Annotated in this window: 11 protein-coding genes; 5 read left to right on the top strand and 6 right to left on the bottom strand. The window is 34.9% G+C overall.

Annotated features, from left to right (window positions below; all coding sequences use genetic code 11):
* Positions 1 to 27: 27 nt before the first annotated feature.
* Positions 28 to 630 carry a hypothetical protein gene (locus TDE_RS01590; protein ID WP_002681285.1) on the bottom strand — a complete coding sequence of 201 codons (603 nt, stop codon included), beginning with the start codon at positions 628 to 630 and terminating at the stop codon, positions 28 to 30.
* Positions 617 to 1237 carry a hypothetical protein gene (locus TDE_RS01585; RefSeq protein WP_002666308.1) on the bottom strand — a complete coding sequence of 207 codons (621 nt, stop codon included), beginning with the start codon at positions 1235 to 1237 and terminating at the stop codon, positions 617 to 619. The genes TDE_RS01590 and TDE_RS01585 overlap by 14 nt, the downstream gene beginning before the upstream one ends.
* Before the next feature lie 262 nt (positions 1238 to 1499).
* Between TDE_RS01585 and TDE_RS01580 the strand changes: the two genes are divergently transcribed.
* From TDE_RS01580 to TDE_RS01565, 4 genes are read left to right on the top strand one after another with little or no spacing between them, the layout of a single operon-like run.
* The gene (locus tag TDE_RS01580; RefSeq protein WP_002681283.1) at positions 1500 to 2981 is read left to right on the top strand and encodes a DUF1538 domain-containing protein; all 1482 of its coding nucleotides are present in this window, start codon (positions 1500 to 1502) and stop codon (positions 2979 to 2981) included.
* Positions 2978 to 3625: a P-II family nitrogen regulator gene (locus TDE_RS01575; protein ID WP_002666310.1), complete on the top strand. Its 648-nt coding sequence runs from the start codon at positions 2978 to 2980 to the stop codon at positions 3623 to 3625. Before TDE_RS01580 ends, TDE_RS01575 begins: the two co-directional genes overlap by 4 nt.
* Positions 3626 to 3636: 11 nt before the next feature.
* On the top strand, positions 3637 to 4956 hold the full coding sequence (locus TDE_RS01570; RefSeq protein ID WP_002681281.1) for a hemolysin family protein: 1320 nt from the start codon (positions 3637 to 3639) through the stop codon (positions 4954 to 4956).
* Positions 4953 to 6251 carry a hemolysin family protein gene (locus TDE_RS01565; RefSeq protein ID WP_002681279.1) on the top strand — a complete coding sequence of 433 codons (1299 nt, stop codon included), beginning with the start codon at positions 4953 to 4955 and terminating at the stop codon, positions 6249 to 6251. Before TDE_RS01570 ends, TDE_RS01565 begins: the two co-directional genes overlap by 4 nt.
* Here the strand turns inward: TDE_RS01565 and TDE_RS01560 are convergent.
* From TDE_RS01560 to TDE_RS01550, 3 genes are all read right to left on the bottom strand, one after another.
* Positions 6214 to 7221 (bottom strand): AAA family ATPase, encoded by a 1008-nt coding sequence (locus TDE_RS01560; RefSeq protein WP_002666315.1) that lies wholly within the window; start codon positions 7219 to 7221, stop codon positions 6214 to 6216. The two genes, TDE_RS01565 and TDE_RS01560, sit on opposite strands and share 38 nt — an antisense overlap.
* Before the next feature lie 63 nt (positions 7222 to 7284).
* Positions 7285 to 7599, bottom strand: coding sequence for an SHOCT-like domain-containing protein (locus tag TDE_RS01555; RefSeq protein WP_002681277.1), 315 nt, complete (start codon positions 7597 to 7599; stop codon positions 7285 to 7287).
* Between the two features lie 45 nt (positions 7600 to 7644).
* Positions 7645 to 8025: a DUF2089 domain-containing protein gene (locus TDE_RS01550; protein WP_010956716.1), complete on the bottom strand. Its 381-nt coding sequence runs from the start codon at positions 8023 to 8025 to the stop codon at positions 7645 to 7647.
* A 246-nt stretch (positions 8026 to 8271) separates the two neighbouring features.
* Here TDE_RS01550 and TDE_RS01545 point away from each other — a divergent pair, with 246 nt between their 5' ends.
* Positions 8272 to 9861 (top strand): ABC transporter ATP-binding protein, encoded by a 1590-nt coding sequence (locus TDE_RS01545; RefSeq protein ID WP_002681273.1) that lies wholly within the window; start codon positions 8272 to 8274, stop codon positions 9859 to 9861.
* Between the two features lie 97 nt (positions 9862 to 9958).
* Here the strand turns inward: TDE_RS01545 and TDE_RS01540 are convergent, their stop codons facing one another.
* Positions 9959 to 11743 carry an ABC transporter ATP-binding protein gene (locus TDE_RS01540; RefSeq protein ID WP_002681271.1) on the bottom strand — a complete coding sequence of 595 codons (1785 nt, stop codon included), beginning with the start codon at positions 11741 to 11743 and terminating at the stop codon, positions 9959 to 9961.
* Positions 11744 to 11824 lie beyond the last annotated feature (81 nt).

Here is an 11824-nt window from a genome sequence, read left to right as displayed (position 1 = left end):
TCAAAAATATTGAAATCCCTTTTTATTTTATTTCTTTAGCGGAACAAGAGGAATCCGTTCAAGCTCAGCACTTTTTCCGTACGCCTTTTTCACTGCAAGAGCAGCAGCATCAAAATTATCAATCCTTTTTATTTCACTAATATCATAAAACGGCATTGAACATTTAATGGTAAAATCTCCAAGGTATACAAATTTCACATCTTCAGGTATCGTTAGCTCTGATTGGATGGGTAAGGTCAATTGTGCACAATATGCGTTACCAAAGAAATAAACTAATTTATACAAGTTAATAATTCGCTTATTTGATTGTAAGCTAATTTTCTTCATAACAAAATCGGTTTTTTGTGGATCTTCATCACATTTAGCCGACAAAAAATATTTATGAACGAGATAATTTACATATATTTGATCGGTAGCAACACTTCCATCATCAAAATCAAAATTGCCGAATTTTATATTGCGATAGTTTGAAAAAAAAGCACTATCAGGAGTTGGTAAAACTTTTAAACTAAAAACCAAAACAACCTCTCCTTTTGAAGGTAAGGCTTTTTTCTCTTCATCAGCGAATACAAATCCTGTGACTATAAATAATAATAAACACAAGATTTTGAATAATTTATTTTTTTTCATTTTCCAACTCCTTTATTCTTGCTTCAATAAGCGGTAACCATGCTGTATGTTGTAGCAACTTTTTTATTTTTAAAAGACATTTTAATTCGTACTGAGCACTATCTTTACGTGCCAAAGGTACAATCATTCCTGCCTTTCCTTCCGTAACAAAATCATAAGCACCGATAAACATTAAGCCTTTTTTATGTGTTACAAATGCTATTTTACCTTCCGCACCTAACTGAGGCGAAAAAGTAGTTATTACATTAAAATTTACATTACGTAAAGACGCTAACTGAAAAGCCAGATCGGTTTTAAACGGTGGAAAACAAAAGATACTTCCATCTGAATAGGCCCCCGGGAATACAAAAGGTGTTGTATAAATAGGTTCTTTTGAGGGATCGGATTGAATGTACAATTGTTCTGTTGGTATTTTTAAATATCCAAACGCAAGACAATCTTTTTCGGGATCACCCATTGTTTTAAGATTGACCTTTTTCCCATTAATACTGGCATGACCTGTTTCAGATAATTTTTTAAAACCGCTTAACATAGTACATGAAGCAGCCAAACATACAGTCAAAATTAAGACTGTAAGGAGGTAAAATTTTTTAAGTAGTTTTTGCATAAAAATTTCTTCCTTAAAACTAAAGTTTATAATTTAAATAAAATAAATTTCTTTATAAGAAAAGCTTAAATGAACCGATACATAGATATAATGTCTGCTTAGCTTATACACTATATTTTAGGCATAAATATATTCTTTGTCAATTACTAATTGGATAATTAAATCGAAAAATTGTATCTAAAACCGTATTTTTATTGCTTAGACATAAATAATTTCTTCCTATTGACCAAAATCAAAATTTAGTCAATAATATTATTCAGTTATGAATATTCTAATTGATAAATTTAAAGAAGTCTTAATGTCGGTTTTACCCATCGTCATTTTGATTACTATCTTGAATTTTGCATTTATTCATATCGATTACAGTGTCTTTATTAGATTTTTAATCGGGAGTGTATGCATAATATTAGGGCTGGCTTTCTTTCTGTTTGGAATCGAAATGAGTGTTACAAAAATCGGTTTGCAAATGGGAAAAGAAATCACAAAAAGGAATAATATTCTGATTTTGATTTTAGGAGGTTTTGCCCTTGGTTTTTTAATTTCAATTGCAGAACCCGATTTACAGATTTTGGCAAGTCAGGTAAATACAGTAACAAAAAGCGGAATTCCGGCATTAAGGCTCATAGTAGTTGTTTCTATCGGTGTTGCAGCCTTTGTGGTTTTCGGTATTTTGAGAACTGTATTTAATATTTCTCAAAAAATCATTTTTGCTCTTTCTTACGGCGTAATATTTTTGCTCTCTCTTTTTTCGTCTTCCGAATTTATTTCGATATCCTTTGATTCTTCGGGAACAACTACAGGAGCAATAACCGTACCCTTTATTCTGGCCTTGGCAGCCGGTGTTTCCGAGATGAAAAAAGACTCGGCTGCATCCGAAAGAGACGCATTCGGACTTGTAGGTATGGCTTCGGCAGGCGCAATCGTCGCTGTTTTGGCTTTGAGTGTATTCGGGAAAACAAAGGAAATATCCGCCGATGATTTTGTCTTCAATTTGGATATACACTCACAAATCTTCTATCCCTTTGCGAAACATTTTTTGCCGGTACTTTATGAGTGCCTTTTGTCCCTTTTACCCTTAACGTTAATATTTTTAATTACAAATTTTGTAAGTATAAAGTTGAGGGCCAAGGATTTAATTCCCATTATTAAAGGGCTTATAATTACATTGATAGGTTTATTTCTATTTATGTGGGGAGCAAAATCCGGCTTCTTGGATGTAGGAATAGCTATGGGAAGCCGCTTAGGTGAAATAGGCACGCGGTCCTTAATTCTTTTTATCGGAGCTCTGATAGGCATTGTTTCTATTTTGGCTGAACCGGCCGTTTATGTTTTAACTGTACAAATAGAAAACGTAACTAGCGGCCATATTCCGCGTAAGATAGTTTTGACCTTTTTATGTATAGGCGTCAGCTTTGCAGTAATGCTTTCGTTATTAAGAATTATAGAACCGTCCTTTCAGTTATGGCATATGCTTCTACCCGGATATATAGTTTCTCTTTTATTATCAATCATTGTTCCGGATCTTTTTGTAAGTATAGCCTTTGATGCCGGAGGTGTTGCTTCAGGCCCCATGACAGCGACCTTTGTTTTATCCCTTGCTCAGGGCCTTGCTAATTCCACTCCGACAGCAAATGTATTGATAGACGGATTCGGTATTATAGCTGCCGTCGCATTGGCTCCTATTATTTCGTTACAAATTTTAGGATTAATATTTAAGATTAAAAGCGCAGGAGAACAAAAATGAAAGATTTTTCCCTTCTGATTATTTTAGTACCTTTTGGGCGTGCACGTAAAATCGTAAGATACGCTAAAGATAAGGGCCTTACCGGAGCTACAATAATGATTGCCTTCGGTACGGTAAAAAGTAAAGTGCTTGATTTTTTGGGGATTCAAGAAACAAGAAAAGAGTTGATTTTAACGGCCGGACATGGAGATTTTTTAGACGGTCTTATGGATGAGCTAAATAAAAAGTTCAATCTTACTCGTAAAAATTTCGGCATAGCATTCCGTATGCCTTTAAGTTTTATTAATATTAAAAATACCCTAGATGATGAAAAGCCCGTATTTAAACGGGAGGAGGTAAAAACTATGAAGTCTGCAATATTTACTGTTGTTAATAGAGGAAAAGCAAGTGAAGTCGTTGATGCTTCTTTAGAAGCAGGAGCGCGAGGCGGAACAATAATACATGCAAGAGGATCCGGCCTTAATCAAACGAAGCTTATCTTTGACATGGAGATTGAACCCGAAAAAGAAATCGTTTTAACTATTGTCGATGATGATCAACTTGAAAATGTTGTTGAAGCAATCAGAAAAAAATCCGATGTAGAAAAAGAAGGGCATGGAATTCTTTTTGTTATTCCGGTAAGCAAGGCTTACGGTATAAAATAGGTGTTTATAGGATGAACGAACCTCCTCCGCAATGGTTTTATATTTTACTTTTAATTGTTCTACTTTTTTTATCGATGATGTTTTCATCGGGAGAAACGGCCTTTTTATCCGTAAATAAATTGAAAATAAAATATTTACGCGAAAAGAAAAATAAAAAGGCTGCAAGAGTTGAAAAAATTTTAAAAGATAAACAAAAGTTTTTAACAACTTCTTTAATCGGAAACAGCTTAGTAAATATTTTAATATCGGTACTATTAACGGCTTTAATGGTAGAGCTTGTGGGGGCTAAGGGATTAAGCATTGCAGTCACGGCTGCAACTATTGCAATTTTAATTTTCGGAGAGATACTTCCTAAATCGATTGCTTTGGTTTTTTCCGAACCGATAGCCTTAAAATTTTCAGGCTTTATTTTGTTTTTAATTAAAGTACTTGCACCTCTTGAATGGCTCTTTTCGGGTTTTACAAAATTCTTTTTAAAATTTTTAGGTGTGAAAAATCTGCAATCGAATGAGGCCTTAACCGATGCAGACTTAAAAGATTTCTTTGATGTGAGTCAAGAGCATGGAGATCTTCGCTCGGAAGAAAAAGCCGTCCTCGAAAAAATATTAAGCTACGGCGATATAACCGTAAAAAATATTATGACGCCCAGACCCGATATAATAGGCCTTACCGCTGATGTAAACCCTGAAGAAATTATAGAACTTTCTCATTCTTCAAGGTTTTCAAGGTTTCCGGTTTATGAAGAAGACATAGATGAAATTATCGGTATTTTTTATATTAAAGATTTTTTGTTTTCGGAAGCGGCTGCAAAAGATTTCTTACAAGAATCAAAAGAAAAATTCGATATAAAAAAATATTTACGTAAGCCTGTTCTTGTTTTTGAAAATACCGAGCTTTCAAAGTTGCAGGAAATATTTAGAAAAGAAAAGCAGAACATGGTTGTGGTTATCGACGAGTACGGCGGAACTTTAGGTATTGCAACTCTTGAAGATTTAAATGAAGAAATATTCGGGAACATAGCCGATGAATACGATACGGATGATGCTGCAGCAGAGGATCCAAATCTTGATAATATAAATGATGAAGAAACTCAAAATCTTAGTCAAACCATTTTAGGCAGCATGAGGCTGAGCGATTTAAATGAGAATTTGGGAACTTCATTTTCTTCCGAGTATTATGACACAATAGGCGGCCTTATTATGGAAAAATGCGGAGAGGTTCCGCAAATAGGTTCCACCATAAAAATAGAAAACTATAATTTCACGGTTATGAAAACCGAGGGAAACAGAATAAGCGAACTACAAGTAAATATTGCGGGAGATGAAGAATGAAATTTGAATTAGCTTTAATGATAATAGAATTTATAGCTCTTCTTTTTTGCGCATTTTTCTTTTCTGCAACCGAAACGGCAATTACTGCAATTACAAGAACCGAATATAAGGCAATAAAAAAAAGCCGGACAAAAAAAAGCCGAAGACTTGCTTTTCTTATTGAAAGGAAAGACGAGATTGTAAGTGCAACTCTTATAGGTACCAATTTTGTAAACACCCTTTCTTCGGCTTTGATAACAGCCTTTGTGATAGATATGTATGGCCAGCAGCATATTCCGGCAGCTACTGCGATTACAACGGTTCTTATAATTATCTTTGCTGAAATTTTACCCAAGGCTGTAGCTGCTTATAATGCCGTAGAAATTACAAAAACATTTTTAGTACCTCTGTCGGTTGTAAGGCTGTTTTTAAAACCCTTTATTTTTGTTTTTTCCCTCATGTCTAATTTTATTATTAAACTTGTTTCAAAAAAACAAAACAATCAAAGCTCCGAACTTTCCGAAGATTATTTGGAAACTCTTATAAATATAAGTTTGGCAGACGGGACTTTTCAAACGGGCGAGCATGAATTAATTAAAAGAGCTGTAAGGCTCCATGAATTAAAGCTGCAAAGCATAATGACAAAAAAAGAGGACATTGTCAGCCTCGATATAAATTCATCGCTCGAAAATATGGTAAGCATTTTTCGTAAAACAATGTTTTCCCGCCTTCCAGTTTATAAAGGAGAAAAAGATAAAATAATAGGAAGCGTGCATTATAAGGATATTTTATTTTATAGAAGCCATAATACGGAAATGGATATAAATAAAATTATAAGACGGGCTCTGTTTATTCCGAAAACAGCAAATATTTTTTCGGCTATAAAAACGATGAGTAAAAATAAAAGGAATATGGCCTTTGTTATAGATGAATACGGTTCCACCGCGGGGCTTATCACAATTGATGATATAAGCACGGCTATCTTCGGTTCCATTCAAGATGAGTATTCTAAAACAAAAACCAATCCTTTAAGCGGAATGAAGATTGTTGACGGTACGCATATTTTGATTCCAGGGGCTGTCCCTATAATTCAGCTTAATAGTATTTTAAATACCGATTTTCATTCGGATTATAATGATACTATAGGCGGACTTATTTTGGAAACGGCAGAATATCTTCCCAAGGAAGGCGAATTGATTACTATAGGCGAAGTCGACTTCAAAGTAGAAAAGGTTGAAACAAGTAAAATTATTTCTCTTATTGCAGATGTGTCTAAACTTACGGCTGGGGCACAATTCCCAAAAGCTTTTCAATAATATCGTCAGCGGTTAAGTTATCGGCGGCAGCTTCATAAGAAAGTTTAAGCCTATGCCTAAGAGCTGCATAGGCAACGGCTTTTACGTCTTCAGGAATTACATAATCTCTTCCATTAAATAGAGCCTTTATCTTTGCACACTTTTGAATAGCTATTCCGGCTCTTGGCGATGCCCCATAAAGAATATAGCTTAGGTAGTTCCCGTGAATATAGTCATCCTGCTTTACATTTTTTGCGGGACGTGTTGCTGCAATTATTGAAACTATATAGCTTGTAATTTCGGGGGAACACTTGACTTGTTCTACAGCATTGCGGAGAGTTTCTAAATTTTCGGGAGTTAAAACAGCTTCGGCCGGACTGATGTTTGAGCTTTGACCGAGGTTTTGGCTCGGCCTTAGGCTTGAAAATTTATTCACTATATTTATTTCTTCTTCAATTGAAGGATAGGGAACAAATAACTTTAACAAAAAGCGGTCAAGTTCGGCTTCAGGCAGGGGATAGGTTCCTTCCTGCTCGATAGGGTTTTGGGTTGCAAGTACAAAAAAAGGCGCAGGTAAAGAAAAAGAATTTTCTCCGATTGTAACCTGTCCTTCGGCCATGGCCTCCAAAAGTGCAGACTGAACCTTTGCAGGAGCTCTGTTTATTTCATCGGCCAAAACGATATTTGCAAAAACGGGCCCCCTCCTTACGGAAAACTTACCGATACTTTGCTGATAAATCAGGGTTCCTATCAAATCGGCAGGAAGAAGGTCAGGGGTAAATTGAATGCGCTTAAAACTTACATTGGACAGCTCTGCAAATGTTTTTACTATGAGAGTTTTTGCAAGGCCGGGCACACCTTCAAGGAGCACATGGCCGCCCGCAATATACGCAGTTAGAATTCCTTCTATAAGTTCTTGCTGGCCCACAATCCGTTCTGCCATCTTTGCTTTAAAATTTTCTACTATCGTTTTATAGCTTGTATCGATCATAATATCATTTTACGCCTTATGCTAAAATTTTGCAAGAGGCTGAAAGATTTGAGCCGCTTATTCCTACAAATTAAATGATTGAGTTTTGCCGTCGGGAGTTTGAATTGTTATATCGATATTTTTTTTCTTTTTGTTTTCAAAGGTTTCATTTACCGTATTTTCCGAATCGGCTGCTTTTTCTAAAAAATCTGCCGGATCACTTTTAGAGGGAATCTTTGTACTTATTACTATGGTCTCGCTATCTTTTTTTTGTTTAGGCTCTTCAAAAACAAATTTAACATTTTCTTTTTGGATAGCTTCCAAAAGTTTTAAGCCTTCTTCGGGTGTAATCGCCTTGTCTCTAATCATGTTTAAAATTTCAAGTTTTTCGTTTTCCATAAAATATCTCCTTGTAGTTCAAACAGAACTGTTGTCGCCGTTCTTCTAAATTTTTTCTTCTCCGGGCTCTCCCGTCAAAAATGAAACTGCAGAATCAACCGATAACTCTCCGTTCTTTATTTTTTGTAAGACTTCAGAAACATTAATGGACGGAAGGCTTCCATCCGATAAACCCAGAGCCGCATTGATTTCTTCTATCTTATTCCGAACAGTCGGATAAGAAATGCCCAATTCTTTTTCCATATCGCGTATGCTGCCTCGGTTTTTTAAAAACATCTTTACAAAATATTTTTGCTCCTTTGTTAGGCGGCAAAACTCGCATAGCTCAAACTCGCCCTTTAGCGAACTGTTGCATTTTGAGCAATGCAGCTCCGAAACGGTAAAACTATCCCCGCACACGGGGCAGGTTCCAATAACCTCTATCATGCTATCCCCCATAAAAACTTTAATTCTATGATAATAAAAATTCTTTCTGGTGTCAAGAGGATTCATCAAAAATATTAAAATATATGCAGTAAAAATTAAAAAATATAATAATTTTAGCTAAAAATATAAGAATTTTCAAATATTTTATTAAATATTTTAAAATTCAACTTGACTTTTGTTTTATAATACCATAAATTGAAATTACAAGCTTGTAAACATTCAATTCTGATAATTTGGAGGAAAAAAATGAAAAAATATATTATTAAATATTTACCCGAAAATATTTTAGTCTGGTTCTTGGGATTTATTAATACAGCCTTACATATCGGAATGGCTTATCTCGGTATGTATGCCTTAAATGCTCTAATAGAACTTAACCTTGATTTGTTTTTAAAATATGTCGGCATAATGCTGGCAGGCTGGTGTCTTACATATTTTACAAATTATGCGTTTGAAATGTTCAGAGCCAAGACGGTGCAAAAAATTCTTACCGGTATAAGAACCGACATTGCCGAAAAAATTATGTGCTGTTCATACGCAGGCTATCATAAAGAAAATTCTTCCGTCTATCTTTCTTGGCTTGAAAACGATATGAAGACAATAGAAGTAAACGGTTTGGTTTCTATATTTTATTTGGTGCTTCATTTTTCTACATTGCTTACAGCCTTCGCTGCCTTGTTTTTTATTCATTGGATGCTTGCTCTTTTTGCTCTTTTTTCGGGACTGCTGCTTTTATTTATTCCCAAAATTTTTGAAAAATCAATCGAAAAGGGAACTATGGATTTAAGTATGGAAATGCAAAATTTTATTTCTAAAATAAAAGATGTTTTATCGGGCTTTGATGTTCTCTTTTGTTTTAATAAAAGAAAAATAATTAAAGACACCGTCCATGACCTTTCCGTAAAAAGAGGCGGAAAAGTCATCAGCTTGACGGGTAAATATCTTATTTCGGGAATTGTGATAGCCCTTTTCGGTTCCGTATTTGAAACTTTGATTTTAGGTTTTACCGGTTTTTTGGCGATAAGGCAAGTTATTGCTTTAGGTGCAATTATGGCTACCGGAAAAATTGCTTCTCAACTTTCAAAGGCCTTGTCCGATCTTACCGGCCTTATAGTAAAAATAAAATCTGTAAAAATTATATTTAATAAACTTGAAAGTCTTAGTATCGAAAGTTCAAAGGAGCTTAAAGCTCCGTCCTTTAAAAAAGAAATAGAGTTAAAGGATCTTTCTTTTGCATACAATGAGCAAAAAAATATTTTGTCGAATTTGAATATGCATTTTGAGTTAGGCAAAAAATACGGAATTATCGGAGAATCCGGAAGCGGTAAAACTACGATGTTTAAACTTTTGGCAGGAATGTTTGAAAATTTTAAGGGCAGCATTGCCTATGATGGGGAAGATATATCCTTATTGAACAAAGAACTCTTAAGGGAAAATATAGCGTACATTGATCAAAATGTTTATATCTTTAACGATACGGTAAAAGAAAATATTTGTTTGGGCGGTAAATTTACGGAAGAAGAAATAAACGCTGCTTTAAAAAATTCAGCACTTGAAGATGTTATCGCTTCATGCGGAAATGGTTTGGATACTCTTGCCGAAGAAAACGGTAAAAACTTTTCGGGTGGGCAAAGACAGCGTATAGCGATAGCCCGTGCGCTCATTCATGGCAGAAAAATTCTTTTAATCGACGAAGGCACTTCTTCTCTCGATAAAGAAAACGCTTTGGAGATTGAAAAGAGGTTGATAGAAAATCCCGATTTAACCGTGATAATGATAAGTCATAACTTTGACCCGCAAATAAAAGAAAAATTAGACGGAGTTTATAAATTGTAAATTTTTACGATGATGTATAAGACTTTTTGCAGGCAGTCATTCAGATTTATTTAAAAATTAAGTCGGACAGTGAGACTGCCTAAAGAATATTTTTTTATCATTGACTATTGACCTCATCCGTATAATACTTAGCCTGCAAGCTGTAGAGCTCCTTGTATTTTCCTTCTTGGTTTATAAGACTTTCGTGGTTTCCGTCTTGGACAATCTGTGCATTGTCGAATACAAGAGTCCTATCCGAAAATTTTGTAACCGCCATTCTATGCGAAATATAAAGAGAACACTTATCCGCAAAGAAAGAATCAAACTGCTCATAGATTTTATTTTCGGCTTTTGGGTCGAGGGCTGCTGTCGGTTCGTCTAAAATAACTATCGGAGCGTTTTTATATGCGGCTCTGGCTATTGCAATTTTTTGGCCTTCTCCGCCTGAGGGCGTAAAACCTGCATCGTCAAAGTCTCGGTACACCAAGGTTTCCAAGCCCTTATCCAATTTATCGGTAACTTCTTTTAAGCCCGATGCCGAAACAATATTTTCCAAACGCTTTTTGTCTTCTTCGGTTTTATCATTGCCGAAGGTAATATTTTCTTTTATGCTAAAAGAAAAAAGTTTAAAATCTTGGAAGACTGCGGCAAACCAAGTTTGATAATGGTTATAGTCTATTTCTTTTATGTCGATACCGTTAATCAAAATTTTGCCTTCGGTAGGCTCGTATAGGCGCATTAAAAGTTTTACAAAGGTTGATTTACCTGCACCGTTTTCTCCTATTATGGCTATACGCTCTTTGGAATTAAATTTAACGTTTACATTTTGTAAGGCAAACTTTTCGCTTGTGCCGTATTTGAAAGAAACATTTTGAAATTCAATGTCAAAGTTTTCAGGTAAAATAGGCTTTCCGCCTTTTGTATTTTCCATAGACGGCATATTAATGTATTCTTTAAAAGCTTCAAAATAAGTGTTGAACTGCGAAAGCTGAACTACGGTTTTTATAATTTCGGATAGTATTGAAGCGAACGAACTTACTGCTGCAAGATACATTGTAAAATTTCCTACCGAAAGAGTGGAGTCTAATGTTTGCTTAATTACAAAAAAATAGCTTATGATTAATTGAACGGCAAAGGTAAAAGAATTAAAGGCGCCGCTTATAAAACGGGTATTGGCTATGTTATTATAAAATTTTCCGAGCACTTTAATTTGCTGATTGTATTTTTCTAAAAACCACGGAGCTAAATTATAAGTACGGATTTCTTTTCCGTATTGAAAATCTTCCATTTTTTTAGAATAGTAGCCGATACGCCTTTCCTGCACGGATTGTTCCATGCGGTATTTTATCCCATGTTTATTTGTTTTTGCAAAGACCAAAGAATTAAGAGCGACAATTATAATGACTGCAAGTACAAGCCATGGGCTTAAGATTGCGATAACGGAGATAAGACCTGCAAAAGTGAGCAGTTTACCGAATAAACCGACGGAGTCTTCTAAGATTACGGCAAATCCGTAACCGCCTGAATATGCATATTGATCCGCCTTTTGTTTTAAGTTTAAGAATTCGGGAGTTTCAAGCCGTTCATAATCTATCTGCATTAATTTTTTTCCTATATCGGCTTGAAATCGCTGAAAGGAGATGCTTTTTAAAATAATTGTAGCACGGTTTAAAACTGCAGTTATAAGACTTATTGCAAATAAGGTTCCGGCATATATGAGTAAAAACCTAACAGCTTCTTCTTTATTTTGTGTTGTAAACAAAGCATCGATAATGAACTTAGGCAGCACCACCGCCATTACAGTTTTTACGGCATTTAAAATTTCTTTTAATAAAATGACAACCGGAAAACGTTTGTCATACCTCCAACACATAACAAAATAATACAATGCACCCTTAAACATCAACACCCTCTTTTCTAAAAAATAATATATATAATATAATATTATATATGGTATAATATTGTCAAGATATATGTTCTCAAA

This window comes from Treponema denticola ATCC 35405 (genome assembly GCF_000008185.1).
In the GTDB taxonomy this organism is placed as follows: domain Bacteria; phylum Spirochaetota; class Spirochaetia; order Treponematales; family Treponemataceae; genus Treponema_B; species Treponema_B denticola.
The sequence above is the reverse complement of the archived record's forward strand: the minus strand, read 5'-3'. Positions and strand labels throughout refer to the sequence as shown.

Coding starts and splice junctions, on each gene's coding strand:
- TDE_RS01590 (WP_002681285.1), bottom strand. CDS start 630: ATGAAAAAAAATAAATTATTCAAAATCTTGTGTTTATTATTATTTATA.
- TDE_RS01585 (WP_002666308.1), bottom strand. CDS start 1,237: ATGCAAAAACTACTTAAAAAATTTTACCTCCTTACAGTCTTAATTTTG.
- TDE_RS01580 (WP_002681283.1), top strand. CDS start 1,500: ATGAATATTCTAATTGATAAATTTAAAGAAGTCTTAATGTCGGTTTTA.
- TDE_RS01575 (WP_002666310.1), top strand. CDS start 2,978: ATGAAAGATTTTTCCCTTCTGATTATTTTAGTACCTTTTGGGCGTGCA.
- TDE_RS01570 (WP_002681281.1), top strand. CDS start 3,637: ATGAACGAACCTCCTCCGCAATGGTTTTATATTTTACTTTTAATTGTT.
- TDE_RS01565 (WP_002681279.1), top strand. CDS start 4,953: ATGAAATTTGAATTAGCTTTAATGATAATAGAATTTATAGCTCTTCTT.
- TDE_RS01560 (WP_002666315.1), bottom strand. CDS start 7,221: ATGATCGATACAAGCTATAAAACGATAGTAGAAAATTTTAAAGCAAAG.
- TDE_RS01555 (WP_002681277.1), bottom strand. CDS start 7,599: ATGGAAAACGAAAAACTTGAAATTTTAAACATGATTAGAGACAAGGCG.
- TDE_RS01550 (WP_010956716.1), bottom strand. CDS start 8,025: ATGATAGAGGTTATTGGAACCTGCCCCGTGTGCGGGGATAGTTTTACC.
- TDE_RS01545 (WP_002681273.1), top strand. CDS start 8,272: ATGAAAAAATATATTATTAAATATTTACCCGAAAATATTTTAGTCTGG.
- TDE_RS01540 (WP_002681271.1), bottom strand. CDS start 11,743: ATGTTTAAGGGTGCATTGTATTATTTTGTTATGTGTTGGAGGTATGAC.